This is a genomic window from Paenibacillus lacisoli, from assembly GCF_030580655.1.
Classification (GTDB): domain Bacteria; phylum Bacillota; class Bacilli; order Paenibacillales; family Paenibacillaceae; genus Paenibacillus; species Paenibacillus lacisoli.
In genome coordinates, this window is the sequence record NZ_JAUQTB010000026.1 from 1 (window position 1) to 15321 (window position 15321).

16 protein-coding genes and 7 tRNA genes are annotated in these 15321 nt (G+C 48.2%); 1 reads left to right on the top strand and 22 read right to left on the bottom strand.

What is annotated here, in order from left to right; all coding sequences use genetic code 11:
* Window positions 1-135: 135 nt before the first annotated feature.
* The 5 genes from Q5741_RS21095 to Q5741_RS21115 all read right to left on the bottom strand — a co-directional run bounded on the left by Q5741_RS21095 (window position 136) and on the right by Q5741_RS21115 (window position 4547).
* Window positions 136-1347: a GNAT family N-acetyltransferase gene (locus tag Q5741_RS21095; RefSeq protein ID WP_305026088.1), complete on the bottom strand. Its 1212-nt coding sequence runs from the start codon at window positions 1345-1347 to the stop codon at window positions 136-138.
* Window positions 1348-1584: 237 nt separating this feature from the next.
* Window positions 1585-2508 carry a reverse transcriptase domain-containing protein gene (locus tag Q5741_RS21100; protein WP_305026089.1) on the bottom strand — a complete coding sequence of 308 codons (924 nt, stop codon included), beginning with the start codon at window positions 2506-2508 and terminating at the stop codon, window positions 1585-1587.
* A 108-nt stretch (window positions 2509-2616) separates the two neighbouring features.
* Window positions 2617-2739: a ClbS/DfsB family four-helix bundle protein gene (locus tag Q5741_RS21105; RefSeq protein ID WP_407074400.1), complete on the bottom strand. Its 123-nt coding sequence runs from the start codon at window positions 2737-2739 to the stop codon at window positions 2617-2619.
* Window positions 2740-3044: 305 nt separating this feature from the next.
* Window positions 3045-3839 carry a TrmH family RNA methyltransferase gene (locus Q5741_RS21110; RefSeq protein ID WP_305026090.1) on the bottom strand — a complete coding sequence of 265 codons (795 nt, stop codon included), beginning with the start codon at window positions 3837-3839 and terminating at the stop codon, window positions 3045-3047.
* Between the two features lie 45 nt (window positions 3840-3884).
* Window positions 3885-4547 (bottom strand): potassium channel family protein, encoded by a 663-nt coding sequence (locus Q5741_RS21115; protein ID WP_305026091.1) that lies wholly within the window; start codon window positions 4545-4547, stop codon window positions 3885-3887.
* A 135-nt stretch (window positions 4548-4682) separates the two neighbouring features.
* On the opposite strand from Q5741_RS21115, the gene sspI reads away from it, so the two are divergent.
* Window positions 4683-4916, top strand: coding sequence for a small acid-soluble spore protein SspI (sspI, locus tag Q5741_RS21120; protein WP_305026092.1), 234 nt, complete (start codon window positions 4683-4685; stop codon window positions 4914-4916).
* Between the two features lie 100 nt (window positions 4917-5016).
* Here the strand turns inward: sspI and Q5741_RS21125 are convergent, their stop codons facing one another.
* The 17 genes from Q5741_RS21125 to Q5741_RS21205 form a co-directional block, all read right to left on the bottom strand.
* Window positions 5017-6600 (bottom strand): peptide chain release factor 3, encoded by a 1584-nt coding sequence (locus tag Q5741_RS21125; RefSeq protein WP_305026093.1) that lies wholly within the window; start codon window positions 6598-6600, stop codon window positions 5017-5019.
* Between the two features lie 309 nt (window positions 6601-6909).
* The gene (zwf, locus tag Q5741_RS21130) at window positions 6910-8466 is read right to left on the bottom strand and encodes a glucose-6-phosphate dehydrogenase (RefSeq protein ID WP_305026094.1); all 1557 of its coding nucleotides are present in this window, start codon (window positions 8464-8466) and stop codon (window positions 6910-6912) included.
* A 210-nt stretch (window positions 8467-8676) separates the two neighbouring features.
* Window positions 8677-9456 carry a YwmB family TATA-box binding protein gene (locus Q5741_RS21135; protein WP_305026095.1) on the bottom strand — a complete coding sequence of 260 codons (780 nt, stop codon included), beginning with the start codon at window positions 9454-9456 and terminating at the stop codon, window positions 8677-8679.
* A 230-nt stretch (window positions 9457-9686) separates the two neighbouring features.
* On the bottom strand, window positions 9687-10337 hold the full coding sequence (locus Q5741_RS21140; protein WP_305026096.1) for a response regulator: 651 nt from the start codon (window positions 10335-10337) through the stop codon (window positions 9687-9689).
* The gene (locus tag Q5741_RS21145; protein ID WP_305026097.1) at window positions 10297-11394 is read right to left on the bottom strand and encodes a sensor histidine kinase; all 1098 of its coding nucleotides are present in this window, start codon (window positions 11392-11394) and stop codon (window positions 10297-10299) included. Before Q5741_RS21145 ends, Q5741_RS21140 begins: the two co-directional genes overlap by 41 nt.
* A 15-nt stretch (window positions 11395-11409) precedes the next feature.
* Entirely contained in the window at window positions 11410-12057 is a 648-nt protein-coding gene (gene liaF, locus Q5741_RS21150) for a cell wall-active antibiotics response protein LiaF (protein WP_305026098.1), read from the bottom strand.
* A 119-nt stretch (window positions 12058-12176) separates the two neighbouring features.
* Window positions 12177-12878, bottom strand: coding sequence for a PspA/IM30 family protein (locus Q5741_RS21155; RefSeq protein WP_305026099.1), 702 nt, complete (start codon window positions 12876-12878; stop codon window positions 12177-12179).
* Between the two features lie 2 nt (window positions 12879-12880).
* On the bottom strand, window positions 12881-13402 hold the full coding sequence (locus Q5741_RS21160) for a PspC domain-containing protein (RefSeq protein WP_305026100.1): 522 nt from the start codon (window positions 13400-13402) through the stop codon (window positions 12881-12883).
* Window positions 13403-13406: 4 nt separating this feature from the next.
* Window positions 13407-14072 carry a PspA/IM30 family protein gene (locus Q5741_RS21165; protein ID WP_305026101.1) on the bottom strand — a complete coding sequence of 222 codons (666 nt, stop codon included), beginning with the start codon at window positions 14070-14072 and terminating at the stop codon, window positions 13407-13409.
* Window positions 14073-14107: 35 nt separating this feature from the next.
* Window positions 14108-14419: a LiaF transmembrane domain-containing protein gene (locus tag Q5741_RS21170; RefSeq protein ID WP_305026102.1), complete on the bottom strand. Its 312-nt coding sequence runs from the start codon at window positions 14417-14419 to the stop codon at window positions 14108-14110.
* Between the two features lie 221 nt (window positions 14420-14640).
* Window positions 14641-14720, bottom strand: a tRNA-Leu gene (locus Q5741_RS21175).
* 11 nt (window positions 14721-14731) lie between these two features.
* Window positions 14732-14808, bottom strand: a tRNA-Arg gene (locus Q5741_RS21180).
* 14 nt (window positions 14809-14822) lie between these two features.
* A tRNA-Cys gene (locus Q5741_RS21185) sits at window positions 14823-14896 on the bottom strand.
* 6 nt (window positions 14897-14902) lie between these two features.
* Window positions 14903-14977 (bottom strand) — tRNA-Gly (locus tag Q5741_RS21190).
* A gap of 6 nt (window positions 14978-14983) precedes the next feature.
* Window positions 14984-15058, bottom strand: a tRNA-Gln gene (locus tag Q5741_RS21195).
* Between the two features lie 22 nt (window positions 15059-15080).
* Window positions 15081-15153: transfer RNA gene (locus tag Q5741_RS21200), tRNA-His, on the bottom strand.
* A 16-nt stretch (window positions 15154-15169) separates the two neighbouring features.
* A tRNA-Trp gene (locus Q5741_RS21205) sits at window positions 15170-15243 on the bottom strand.
* Window positions 15244-15321 lie beyond the last annotated feature (78 nt).

The following is a 15321-nucleotide window of genomic DNA, read 5'->3' on the forward strand; positions in this document are numbered from 1 at the left end:
CATAAAAATGCACCCCTTAGATTTCATCGGAATAACCAGGGGGTTTTTCCAATGTCTATTCTAAGGGGTGCACTTCACCGAAGGAGCTGGCGGGTTTTGATTTTAACCTTCTTCTTCAAGCCCCTTATGAAATGCTTAATAAAAATCAGAGAAATAAGGTGTCTGCTGTTCTATTGCATCTTCTAATAAATCTAACGTATCCGGATGGCATTGGATACGGCCAATTTTGTGAAGGTACTCAGCTCGCTTATAGCCAAGCAGCATGGTTGTCAGAGACTGGATACTTATGCTATCCTCGCTGCGACGGCTATGACTTCGGATTACTTTACCGCACCCATTTGGTTCGATCTGGAGCGTAAATGTTCCTTGATTCCAAGATAGCAGCGGATCTTGTAAGTTGAACGTCCACTCTCTTTGTCTGGCTGCAGGTTTGAATGGATATTTTGAAACAAATTGCTCAATATCCACAATCCTTGCCATAAAGTACGGTGAGATTGTCTCCTTAATATCAGCATCTTCCAGCAAGAAGGCAAGTGGTTCATCTGTATGAATATTACCAATTACTTTTGAGATCATCGAAAAATGGGCACTAATGAAATTCCAAAGCCCGCTTCGGGCTTCCTCATGAATAAAGATCATGTCTTTAACATGAAATACTTCTTCTTCTATCCAATATAGAAGGTAGCCCTCGGGCTGACCATCTTCACCATAATAGACGGCAGCGGTTAGATCATCCGGGTCCCATCGCCAATACTCACTCCATGCAAGTTCTTTTCGCAGCATGGCTCCATGGGTTTGCAGCGAGAATCGCTCATAGGCCGTTTTTACATCTTCGCTTTCAGGGTCTACGCGTGCTACATCACCAGCTACATGTTTGTTTTTAGGTAATTGATAGTCCTGAACTTCGAACACAATTTTATCTGAAATGATTTCCCACCCTTTACGGCGGTAATAAGGTATGGAATACGGATACAGGTAAGATATGGACTGCCTTTTTTCACGCATGTTGGTAAGAGCCTGCAGCAGAAGTTTATTCATTAGGCCTTGACTAGAGTATTCAGGAAACGTTCCTACTCCTGTAACGCCGCCCATAGCATAAGTCTGATTAAAGATCCTGACCTCAAATGGATATGTAGATACTGAAGAAATCAACTTTTCTCCATCGAACCACCCGAGCACATCTGCTTGCTGAAGAACAGGTGATTTTTCATGCAGGATTTCTTTTTCTCCCCAGCCCAGTTTGTGAAGCTCATTATTAGTAACCTGAAATACGTATCGTAAAAGCTGACTATATTGTTCAAGATGGGATAATTGCACCTTCTGCATTTTTAAATTTTTCTTACGCATCTCTGTGATCCTCCCCTGTCTTTAGTACTATCATGGGCGGATCTCACCAAAATCATTCCAGAGCAAAGTCTTTGTGGCCACGCTGGTTAACCAGTTAGTCTTGTGTGAACATCGACTAAGTTGGTGTCTTTGCTGCCGAAGGCGGGCATTCATGCTGTACAATTCGTAGTATCATAAAAACAATCCAAAACCACTGAACAACATTCAGTGGCTTCTTAACTTTATATAAGCAGAAAGCTATTCACTTGGAGCAAATCGAATGATAAATTTACCGTTTTGGGTTTTGACCTTTCGAGATTGAAACTTGGCACCTAAGAATTCAAATGAGACATTTGAATAGTTCTCCTTACGTTTAGCGTCTTTGCAATAAACAATTTTTGTTTTTTGTGGGTGGGGCGTCAGGTGGTACATTTTCAGTCTTTGCTTAATTTTTTTAAGTAGTGTTTGGGCAGTGGCTTCACTCTTGCAATGACAGATAATATCATCGGTATATCGTTCAAATACAATATGGGGATGATTCTTTTGCATCCACATGTCAAAAATATGGTGCAAATAATAGTTACCCAGTAAAAAATTCAACTTATTTCCCTGTGCAAGCCCCTTCTTTTTCGGAATCAATTTTCCTTTTCTCGTCTGTTCGGGGGCTTTCATTGTACGCTGTGTGTATAGCAGTACCCATTTCTTGCGTACATCTTTCTTTAACATATTCATAAGTAAGCGGTGGTTAATATTATCGCCAAAATTTCTGATATCGAGGACAATAAGCCAATCCTGCTGCAGACAGCGCTTTCCAGCCAAATGTATGGCTTCTTCCCGTGCTTCACGTTTTTGCTTGTAGCCATAAGAATTGGGATGGAAAAGAACTTCGAACCCAAGATATAATTCATTTTTCAAGACGGTCTGTACTATAAAATCCTTTACCGTTGGAATCCCTACCGCTCTTAATCCGCCCTTCCTCTTGGGGATAAAAACTCTGCGCACTGGGGAAGGTTTGTATTTACCCGAGGTTAAAAGCTGATGCTGTTCTGACAACAATGTCTTATGATTACGTTTAAAATCCTGAATGGTCTGGCCATCTACACCTATAACTTTGGTTTTTCTGGATTGTTGGAACGCCTTCCATATCACTTTGCGAGGGATTATATACCGACTGCTGTCCACACGAACACTCCTTTTAGATCAGAACGTAATGATCTTACTGTATATGTTTTCGTGTTTGTTTTGATTGTGTATTCCCCCATTAACCCTTGTTTGTAGAGCGTTAGCTTTTTATATAGACTTTGCGATAACCTCACATTTCTTAATTGCCCAAACGTAATGATTGGAAGTGTTTGCTGCAAAATAGCTGTATAAGTTACTTGTTTTTGTCCAGCTATAGTATTTTTTTGTCATGTTCTGCTATCTCGTTTCGCTATCCTGCATTATCTTTATAATTGAAAGGACGGGATCGTACATTGATCAAAAAAACAAAAAAGCTCTGATCTATCAAGGTTATCTGATAGATCAGAGCTTTCATGGAGTGACAAAATAACGCCCCAAGTGATGACGACACTTGGGAATGGCTTGAAGATGCCTTCACATAATAAAAAAGAATGAGGAATGCTTGGGGAATTGCCCATGCATTGCTCATTCATCTGAGTTTAATGAACCGTTTTTTTTAGTCAGGAACAGTTACTTGGGCGTTTGACGGGAATCGTTTACTCCCTAAACTTCCGCTGCCGCATCGCCTCAAACAGCAGGATCGTTGAAGCCATTGCCGCATTCAGCGATTCCGCCTGCCCTTCCATCGGGATCAATACAGCATCATCGACAAGCTCCGCGGTTTCCCGGGAAATACCCTGCCCTTCATTGCCGATCACGATCCAGGCCCCATCACTAAAATTATAACTGTAGCACGAAAACTTGGCCTGCAGCGACGTACTAACCAGCTTGGCTCCACGTGACTTAGCCAAAGGCAGCAGCTCTGCAAGATTTCCTTCCGCTACCGGGAGATGGAACAAGGATCCCATCGTGGAACGAATTGTCTTCGGGTTATACACATCTGCACAACCTTGTCCCAAAATAACACCCGCTGCACCGGAAGCATCCGCACTTCGGATTATGGTTCCTACATTCCCCGGATCCTGTACTCCGTCCAGCACGATCACCATCTCACCGGTGGCATTCAGCAAAGCCTCGAACGGCTGCTCCTGCTTGCGTATAATAGCGAACACCGGCTGAGGGGTTTTGGTATCGCTGCATTTGGCGATGACTGCGGACGACACACCGACCCACTCGACAGGAGCTTCCGGCGGCTCGACCGCTGCCAGCTCAGGCGGAATCCCATTATCGAGATCAAAAGCAATGCATTCAATATCCGCCCGGGCCAATAATGCCTCCTGAACGAGATGGATACCTTCGATGATATATTTATGCTGACGGGTGCGATGCTTCTTCTCCAGCAGCTGTGCCCATTCCTTGGCACGGGGATTGTTAGGTGAAATAATATCCATCGTTCTACCACCCTGTCATTCTTAACTGTATTTTCAAGTTCATTTCTACTTGGAAAACGCAAGCTCCAGCTTGGTCAGATCATTCTTATGTCCTACAATAACCAGCACGTCATGATCTGCAATAGGTTCATCCGCATCCGGGGAAATATTCATGGACTCGCCCCGGCGAATAGCCATGACGTTACAACCGTAACGGGCACGTACATCCAGTTCCTTCAAGCTTTTGCCGATAATCGATCGGGAAGCCTCAATCTCCAGAATACTGTATTCAGCCGACAGCTCGATATAATCCAGTATATTCGGCGAAGTCAGATGATGGGCAACGCGCAGACCCATGTCTCGCTCCGGATAGATCACCTTGTCTGCTCCGATTTTTTGCAGCACCTTCCCGTGCAGCTCATTCTGAGCCTTGACCACCAGCACCGGAATTCCCAGATCCTTCAGGATGAGTGTCGTCAGAATGCTGGCCTGGATATTCTCGCCGATCGCGACGACCACTACATCAAAGTTGCGGATGCCCAGTGCACGAAGGGCCTCTTCATCTGTAGAATCCGCTGATACCGCATGTGTAACAATGTTGGCTACTTCCTGGGTCCGCTGTTCACTTGAATCAATCGCCAGCACGTCAAAGCCCATTTCGCTCAACGCATTGGCCACACTGGAACCGAAGCGCCCCATTCCTATAATGGCAAACTGCTTTTTCGACATTAAGCACCCTCCCGAATCTCACGTTTCTGCATGACATAGTATATCACATATTGCTGTATTCAGATCCCGCCGGCAGGGCACAGTATAAAAGGATTTCCGATACACTCACAAGACAGACAGAGGAGGTAAAAGAGCATGCCGATCACACTGGACCTTCGCCAGGCTATTGTCCACAAGGTGCATAACAAATCGGAAAACGATTTGCGCGAAATGATTGAAGGCTCCGTTGACGGACCTGAAGCAGCGCTGCCTGGACTTGGAGCCGTCTTCGAAATGATCTGGAAAGAGATTGATACCCAGCAGCAGGATCAGCTGATCCATGTGGTTCATGACCATCTGAAGCAGGTAACACCGGCCCCCCTGAAATAATCCAGCCAACCCTGCCTGCCCACAAGGACAAAAAAGCCTGAGTACTCAGGCTTTTTTGCTTCCCACATCCAACATGTTAACCATCCGACGACAGAACTCCTTAAGGAGCTGTCTCCAGGAACTGGGCTGTCGGGTTTTTATCCATCGCCGTTCGCATGGCATACTCATTTTCGAACAGAACGACGTAGTTACCTTTTTTATCTTTAACCAGGGTAGAGTTAATCCGGAATTTGCTTGGATCAATATGATCGTCAATGATCCAGCGTGCAAACTGGTATGGCATCCGCTGCAGCTGCACATCTACGCCATATTCACCCTTCATCCGGTATTCAAACACTTCAAACTGAAGCTGGCCGACAACACCCAGAATCGTATCGTCGAAGCTCACCGTTTGGAACACCTGAATGGTTCCTTCTTCTGTTAATTGGTCAATACCCTTCTGATACTGCTTATGTTTAAGAGCATTTTTCACGGTTACTTTGGCAAAAATCTCAGGCGAGAACGTTGGCAGCTCATCGAATACCACTTCACTGCCCTGACTAAGCGAATCGCCAATCCGGAAAATACCTGGATCGAACAAACCGATGATATCACCTGGATATGCTTCCTGCACAATGTCCCGGTCCTGGGCCAGGAACTGCTGCGGCTGGGACAGCTTGATTTCTTTGCCGACCCGCACGTGCTTAACGCTCATCCCGCGCTCGAACTTGCCGGATACAATCCGCAGGAATGCAATCCGGTCACGGTGGGCCGGATTCATGTTTGCCTGGATTTTGAAGACATAACCCGAGAATTTTTCATTCGTCGGTTCAATCAGACCCGCTGTACTGCGGCGAGGCTCCGGCTTGGGTGCCAGCTGCAGGAAATTCTCCAGGAACGTCTGTACGCCAAAGTTGTTGATCGCACTGCCGAAGAAGACGGGTGTCAACTGACCGCTGAGTACCTTCTCCAGATCGAACGGATCGCCTGCTACGTCCAGCAGCTCCAGATCCTGGCACAGCTGATCATGCAAGAACTCGCCTGCCATATCACGGATGACGCTGTCCTCGTAACCGTCGACTTTTTGAACTTTGATCGTGGAATGATCGTCTCCCTGGAACAGTTCAACCTGATCCTTCATGCGGTCATAGACACCGCACAGTTCACGGCCTGTGCCGATCGGCCAGTTCATTGGTACAGAACGAATGCCGAGCACCTGCTCCAGCTCTTCCATCAGATCGAATGGGCTGCGCCCTTCACGGTCCAGTTTGTTAATGAAGGTAAAGATGGGAATCCCGCGCTTCGCGCAGACCTGGAACAGCTTGATGGTCTGGGCTTCGACACCTTTGGCCACGTCAATCAGCATGACTGCCGCATCGGCTGCCGTCAGCGTACGATAAGTATCTTCACTGAAGTCCTGGTGACCCGGAGTATCCAGAATATTAATACGATGACCGTTGTAATCAAACTGCATGACAGAGGACGTTACCGAGATTCCCCGCTGCTTTTCAATTTCCATCCAGTCACTCGTCGCATGCTTGCTGGCTTTACGAGCTTTTACTGTTCCGGCCAGACGAATCGCCCCCCCGAACAGGAGCAGCTTTTCCGTCAACGTTGTTTTACCCGCATCCGGGTGGGAAATGATAGCAAACGTACGCCGTTTGTCCACTTCCTGCTGAAGTATATCATTTACTGTTTTACTCATTTCACAATTCCCCTCATCATTCGTCTCATATGCTCTATCATTACACAGGTGGATCCGGCTTTTCGCGCCGGTGCCTGCCATTAGTTAGTTCGGTTTACATGCACGACTTCCCTCATTAAAGGCCTACATGCTCTAACCTGCCTTTACTCTCAATATACTCAGGCTCATTCCGGCTTCTATAAGGCTGTCCTGAACTATCATATTATAGCACAATCTGTACACAAATCATCCCCATACCTTTAAGGTATGGGGATGATTCATCATACTATCCTATTCACCCGCAGGGGGAAATGTACCCGCTGCTGGAGCTTACTGCCCGCCACCCAGCTTCCAGACTACATTATCCTCATCCTGACCATTAACCGGCCACCATTGGAAGCCATCCTGCTCAACCAGCTTATTGGCTCCTTCCGGTCCCCAGGTTCCCGCAGGATATTGCTCCAGCGTGTCGGGACTCTCTTTCCATGCAGCTGCTATCTTATCAATGAAGGACCAGGCTGTCGCCACTTCGTCCCATCTTGTAAAATAAGTCGAGTCCCCCTGCACCGCATCCTGCAGCAGGCTCTCATAAGCTTCCGGCGAGTTAATGCCCACCATACAGCTCTGACAGAAATCCATAGCCAGCGGCTCAATCTCGGATTCGGAACCTGGCTTCTTGGCATTAATCTTGATATAAATGCCTTCCATTGGATTGACCCGGATGACGAGCAGATTCGGTTCAAGTGCATGCTTCTGGCCAAGATATACGTTCGTCGGCACACCCTTGAATTCAACAACGATCTCCGTGGTTTTAACCGGGAGACGTTTGCCTGTACGGATATAGAATGGAACACCCGCCCAGCGGAAGTTGTCAACCAGCACACGTGCTGCAAAGAATGTCTCCGTTGTGGAGTTCGGATCTACCTTATCCTCCTGCCGGTATCCTGGAAGATGTTTTCCTTTATATTCACCCTCGGTATATTGTCCGCGGACCACCTGGGTTCTCACTTCCTCATGCGTATCAAAAGGACGCAGCGACCGCAGCACCTTCACCTTCTCATCCCGGATATCCTCCGGCAGCAGACGGCTTGGCGGCTCCATGGCGATCATCGTAAGCATCTGCAGCATATGGTTTTGCCCCATATCCCGCAGAGCACCGGAATGATCATAGTACCCGCCGCGTTCCTCTACACCTACGGTCTCACCGAGCGTAATCTGAATATTCGCAATATGCTTGTTGTTCCAGACAGGCTCGAAAAAAGCATTGGCAAAACGGATGACCTCAATATTCTGAACCATCTCTTTTCCAAGATAATGGTCAATCCGGTAAACTTCTTCCTCTTCGAATACTTCGCGAATCTGCTTGTTCAACTCTTCGGCCGACTGCAGATCATAACCGAACGGCTTCTCGATAACAAGACGGTTCCATCCGCTGCCGCCCAGCATGCCGCCTTCCTTCAGGTTGAAGGAGACACTGCCGAACAGTTCAGGAGCAAGCGCAAGATAGAACAATCGGTTGCCCGGAATATCATATTTGGCTTCTAGCACCTCCGTCTGCTGCAGCAGTTCACGGAACCCGTCCACATTATTAATATCGAGTGACTTATATTCAAAATGCTGTGCAAACGAGCTCCATTCCTCATTCTCCTCTGCTTTGTAGCGGGAAAATTCCTGAATGGATTCCAACAGATCCTGCCTGAACTCTTCCTCGGTACGCGGCCGCCGGGCCACGCCAATCACCGCAAAATCCTCTCCGAGCTTACCTTCACGATACAGACTATAAATCGCCGGAAACAGCTTGCGTCGAGCCAAATCACCTGTAGCTCCAAAAATGAAAAATACAGCGCCTGGGGTTTGCAATGAATTTAGAATTTGTTTTTCAGCCATGGCTCCTCATTCTTTCTGTGATAGTATAGTGTAGATAATAACTTACCAAACCTTACCATCTTGACGTCATGCTTGAACCTGGATGTCACTGTTGATTTGCTGATGCTCAGCCCCGATGCTTTCTTTTAGACCAGGGATTGATGCCATTTTAGCACAATCTTTCCTGACATGGCTATTTCACTGTTTATAAAAAATCCTTATGATCTTTCCTCAATACTCTATCGTAATTACAGGAAAGCCGATCGTTAAGCGGTTTACATGAAGGGCATCATTCTGGTGAACCGCAATCTGCATTTGCATCGCTTGAGATCCGCTCATCACAGATACAGGGAGCTGCCCGGAAGTATACGAAGTGCTTGCCGAAGCCGCATCCTCATAACTCTCAAGCTGCTGGACCGGCACCTGGGCCGCAATAGTCTGCTCCGCCTGTTTCAACTGCTCCTTCACATCCTGTACTGCCTTCAGCCATTGAAAAGAAACATTCCATGCTCCTTTAATTCCCGATTGATGAAAGACGGCTGCGGCCTGTTCCTGATAGGCTAACAGCTGTGGCTGGGTGCCGCTTCCCTGGAAATCTATACGAAGAACGGCATACCAGCTGCTGGCCTCCTTCTCGATTACATTCCACTTGAAGGAGATTCCTCCGAATTCAGCCTCAGAACGATATACAGGATGACCATTCACCTCTTCCAGCACCGGATTCGGTAATCCCAGCATTCGGGCAGCTTGCTGTGCAGCTGCCTCAGCATGCTCTCCATTCAATCCGTTCCAGTCTCCCTGCCATTTCAGCACAGTATGCTCAGGCTGTCCTTGAGAAACGAAGGTCAAATCCAGGAGCTGCTGCAATTCAGCTTTGGCCTCGGCAGGGGCCGCTGTGCTCGGCTTGTCCCCCTTTCCACCGTTCTGAAAACCCGTCGTCAGCACAACGGCCATGATCAGAATCATCATCATAACGAACATATTAGGATTGCGGAATACCCCTTTCGACATTTCACTCATCCCCCCGGTCCGAATCTATCAATCTATCAACAGGATGACCGTTTTCCGGGAGTTTGATACTTCTTATTCGAGAATTACCCATTCCTTGGACACTCAACCATAAGGAGTTACTGCCTTCCCATCCGGTTAAAAACAAAAATCCCGTTTCAATAGCGCCTGCTATTACGGGATTTCTTCTTATCTTGATCTATTCTTTTTACATTCGTCAGATCATCGCGTCCTTATTCCGCCAATCCATTCTTGTAAGCATATATCGCCGCCTGGGTCCGATCCTCGACGCCCAGTTTAGCCAGCAGGTTGGTGATATGGAACTTGACCGTCTTTACGCCAATAAACAATTCATCCGCGATGTCCTGATTGGATTTACCTTGTGCGAGCAAGCGCAGCACTTCCATCTCACGGTCCGTCAGCTCCGCATGAGCCGGCACTTCAGCCTGCGGCTGGCGGAAACGGTTCATCATCTTGGATGCTACCTGGGATTCCAGCACGGACTGTCCGCGTGCCGCTGCGCGGATGGCCTCCGCGACTTCCGACGCTCGGGATGTCTTCAGCAGATAGCTGAACGCTCCCGCTTCGATGACCGGGTACATCTTCTCATCGTCCAGGTAGCTGGTCAGCACAATCACCTTACATTCCGGATACATGGACATGATTCGGCGCGTAGTCTCAATCCCATCCATTCCCTCCATCACCAGATCCATCAGAATAACATCCGGGTGATATTCGGATGCAAGTCGAATTCCTTCTTCTCCACTGCCTGCTTCGCCAACAACTTCGATTCCCTCTTCCGTTCCAAGTACGGCCGCCAGGCCGATCCGGACCATTTCATGGTCATCGACCAGCAGCACCTTCACCGGTGTTTCCACTTCCATATCCTTCACTCCCTCCAATTTCTTCAATTACAGGCACGGTGATTTCAATGCGGGTTCCTTTGCCCGGCGCTGTAATAAATTGAATAGCTCCTCCGATCTCAATGACCCGTTCCTGCATGGTAGACAGGCCGTAAGAAGCTTGTTTTTTGTCATCTAGTGCAAAACCGACTCCATCATCCCGAATCATGACCCGCAGTGCATCCGGCCGCTGCTGTATCCGAATCTCCATCTTGTTTGCTTTGGCATGACGCAGTGTATTGGACATCGCTTCCTGAATGATACGGAATAAGTGATTCTCAATCCCTTTCACCAGCTGAATACCGTCGTCCATTTCGAAAATAATATCCATCGGTACTTTCGTCTGCAGCTCCCGGATCAATTCTCGCAGTCCCTGCTCCAGGTGCTTGCCTTCCAGATAGACCGGACGCAGGTGAAGAAGCAAGGCTCTCATCTCCGACTGGGCGACAGCCGCCATCTCCTCGATCAGGGCGATCTGCCGTTGGGCCTTGTCAAAATCCTTCTCCAGCGTTCGTCCCACGGCCGTCGCCGTCATCGAGATTGCGAATAACTGCTGGGAGACCGCATCATGCAGTTCCCTGGCCAGCCTCTGCCTCTCCTCCATAATCGCAGATACCCGTGCCTGCTCAGCTAACTGTGCATTATTCGTCGACAACCGCTGCAGTGAAGAGACCTGCTCCTCCCACTTTTTGCTGATCCGGCCCAACTGATCTCCGAGCTGGCCTACTTCATCGTCTCCCAAGCCTGCCAATACTGGAGGAGAAGGATTACCCTTCTCCCACTTCAATAAAGTCTCACGCAAAATCTCCAATCTTCTTTTCACTCTGTAGCTATGATAAAACCCGTACACTGCACCCAGTGCCGCAATCAGCAGGATGACAGCTGCCGCCCCCTGTACCGGATGCCTCCAGCTGGTGAACGGAGCCAGATATCCGTAGGTATATAACATATATGTAATGATAAAGAACACGACCATGCCCAGGAGGATACCTTCACCCATACTGCGGGTTACCATATTAGACGGCTTTTTCTCTTTCATACGGCTCCTCCTGTATCACAATATTTTAATATTCACATCGCCTACCAGGTAGGAGACTACAAACTTAACTTTGAACTCAGCCTGCTCGTAATTCGCAGATCTCCAGACGAGCCGGTTCATCATACCGCTGTCCTGGTCATGCCCGAACTGAATTTTACCGAACAGGATAAAAGATTCAATCTCAACACCATAATATTCAGGCAGCATCAAATCGACATCACCCATAATACCTTGTACGTAAATCGTCGTATTGCGTTCCTCCGGAATGGCCAGCGATAGATCCACATCCATTTCACCAAGCACATGCCAGATGCTCATACTGCGCAGACTCCAAGGTGCAGCATCCCAATCGTAATTGGACATGAAGTTTTGTTTGACCATGGTTCCTTCCCGCGGCTGCAGACGGCGTCCTCTCAAATAGAAAATGCCTAGCGAAATCAAAACAATCGCAATAGCCAGCATCAGATGATCCAGCACAAGCAGCAGTCCGCCAAGCCCCATTAGCGTATATCCCGGTTTCATTCTGTAGCTGCGCATCTGGTAAAATCCGGCAAGCATCAGGGCAAGTGCAGCAATGGTTAAGAAGCTGAGCCACTTCCCGAGCAGCATCATCAGACCTATAGCAATAATCGTGATCGCAATGACTGTCTTCCGCTTTTCCATGCCGCACCTCCTTGTCGTTCTAATGGGTCTGTTATGAAGGAAAAGCCATAGCAGCGCTGCCTTAGCGCCGTATGGCTCAACCCTTTTAGCATATCATATTGTGTACGTTCGGAATAGAGTTATTCCTGTACGTTATCTTTCGGAGCAGCTGTGCCCTGCATTTTATTGCGGAGCGCCTGAAGCTGCTCGTCAACTTTTAGTTGCTTCTCCATATCAGCCGGGCTGGTATAGGAATTATAGTTCTGTGCATATGGGGCGCGCATTACATCTGCTTCGGCTTCCATCTGCATGATCTTCTCTTCCATACGGTGGAATCCAAGCGAGGCACTTCCGCTCTCGATGGTGTGCAGGCTGCTGATCTGGGACATTTGCCTTTTCGCTTTGGCCATTTGGGCACGGGATACGAGCTCATTACGCTTGTTGCGCATTTTGTAGAACTCATCTTTCATTTCGTGCAGCTGCTGCAGCAGTTCCTTCGCTTGCTGTTCAGACTGTGCGTGGAAGTCACGGTATTCGTTTTGTTTCTGATCAAAATAGATCTTCTCTTCCAGCAGCTTACGCGCCACTTCTTCTTGACCGTTGGTCAGTGCACGTTCAGCCTGTGCTTCTCGCTCGGAGGACATCCGTAATGCCTCTTCCAGACGCTGTTTGCTTCGGCGCTCGTTCGCCATTTGCTTCGCAACCGTCACCTCAGCTTCATGAATTTCAGCCTCCATGTCACGCAGGTATTGATTCAGCATCACAATCGGATCTTCTACTTTATCCAACAGTTCATTCACCGACGCCTTAGTCATATCTTTAATACGTTTAAATACTCCCATGATTATAAATCTCCCTTCTGATTTTCGTACTTGGATAATTTTTGACGAAGCTCTTCCAACTCTTTACGTAATGCCTTATTCTCGATGTCCTCCATCATGGCATCCAGATCACTTTTAGTGTTCTGGGTACCGAAGCCCTGCTGGAAGGAACGATCGCCTGTATGCTGCTGACGAGGATCAAAGCTGCTGCCAAGACCCCCACCATAACCACCGGCTCCTGGGGCTTGATTGCCATAGAAGCTTGCGCCATTAGCACCGTTAAAACCGCCATCATAAGGCCCGCCAGGACGGTGCTGATGACCGCCGCCGAATGGACCGTTGAATGGTCCGAATGGAGGAACCGATTCCTTGGGAATGACTAATGCCGCGATAATGTAGATCAGGAAAGTGGCGCCGCCGCTAAAAGGAATACTGATCAGTACCAGCAGACGCATCCAGGTGGAATTAAAACCCAGGGACTCAGATAAACCGCCGCATAGGCCAGTAATCATTTTGTCTCTTGTTGAACGATATAATCGGGACATCCTCTTACTCCTTTCCGCCGCCGTTTAGCTTTTGTCTTAATTTAGCCATCTCCTGCTCCAGCAAGGATCCCGAAGATGACTGGCTGTATTCGTTATCCATCCGGCGCAGGTCACGCAGGCTGCGTGTCTCGGCTTCCAAGTCAGATACTGTGTTCTCCAGACGGTTGAACATTCCCGGTACATTGGTAGTACCATAGCTTCCTGCCCGCTGATTCATACGCTGCTGCAGTTGAAGTGTCTGCATACGGGCCGCATAATACTGACGTTTACTATATACGGTCTGATACTCGTTCCTGAGTTCCTGCAGCTGCTGTTCCAATTCACGAAGCGACTCCCTGCTTTGACTCCAGAGCTCAGTGAACTGCTCAATTTTCTCTTCATACAGCATTTTTTCTTGTAGTGCCAGCTTAGCCAGATGCTCTTCTCCTGCCTTCAGTGCCAGCAGCGCCTGCTCTTCACGCCGGTCTTTAATACTTGTCGCCTGATCCACTTGCTGCTTCATCTGCCGTGTATGCTGTGCGTATTGGTTCTGCAGCTTCTCCGCCTCAGCAATTTCATTCCGGGTACTGATCAGGAATTGATCAATCAGCCGAACTGGATCCTGACTCTGTTCTAGGTGTTCATTTAAGGTGGCGACGGTAATATCTCGAATTCTGCGAAAAACACTCATTTCTCTAAGCTCCCTCCTTTGTGATTGTCATTGCATTAATAGGGGCGTCTGCGATCCTTCAGCATGGAAATCCCAAAGATGATCAAACCAATCGCAATGAATGGACCGATTAACCAGGCCAGCTTACTGATCAGTACCAGCACACCGATAATCATGATGATCCAGCCAAACCCTGCATTTCCTCGTTTAATTCCGTAATAGCCGAGCGCGATCATGATGAGTGGAAATACCAAACCGAAGATGGATCCAATTAAGTGACCGAAGAATGGAGTGAATTTACCCAGCAGCATCAGTGTACCCAAGACGATCAGCGCGATAGCCAATCCTTTACCTTTGTTTACTCTCACTTGTTCATCACCGCCTTTACTGTTTCTTGCTTATGTCCTTATTTTAGGATAGTTAGCAGATTTTCAAAACGGACCCTGGACGGTTTTTGAACCTAGACTCAGGTCGAGGTCCTGTTCCGACTAATGTCCAACAGGCCTTGGGAAGATTGATAATTGCCATACGGAAAAACAAAAAAAGCACAAGGTTCTGCATACTTGCAGTTCCTTGTGCTTTCTATGAATGCCGGTGAAGGGACTCGAACCCCCACGGTTTCCCTCACGATTTTGAGTCGCGCGCGTCTGCCAATTCCGCCACACCGGCTAATAAAAAAATGGCGTGCCCTAAGAGATTCGAACTCCTGACCTTTTGATTCGTAGTCAAACGCTCTATCCAGCTGAGCTAAGGGCACAGATGTAAAAATAATGGAGGCGCCACCCAGACTCGAACTGGGGATAAAGCTTTTGCAGAGCTGTGCCTTACCACTTGGCTATGGCGCCGTAATATGGAGCGGACGACGGGAATCGAACCCGCGACCCTCGCCTTGGCAAGGCGATGCTCTACCGCTGAGCCACGTCCGCATGAAATGGCTGGGGATATAGGATTCGAACCTATGCGTGACGGAGTCAAAGTCCGTTGCCTTACCGCTTGGCTAATCCCCAACATATCATTTAAATAAAAAAGGGCGATCGATGGGACTTGAACCCACGAGTGCCGGAGCCACAATCCGGTGCGTTAACCCCTTCGCCACGACCGCCATATTTAGAACAGCTTGGCAGGGGCAGCAGGAATTGAACCCACACCAACGGTTTTGGAGACCGTTGTTCTACCTTTAAACTATGCCCCTATAAAACTGGTGGAGGCTGATGGATTCGAACCACCGAACTCGTAGAGAGCAGATTTACAGTCTGCCGTGTTTAGCCAC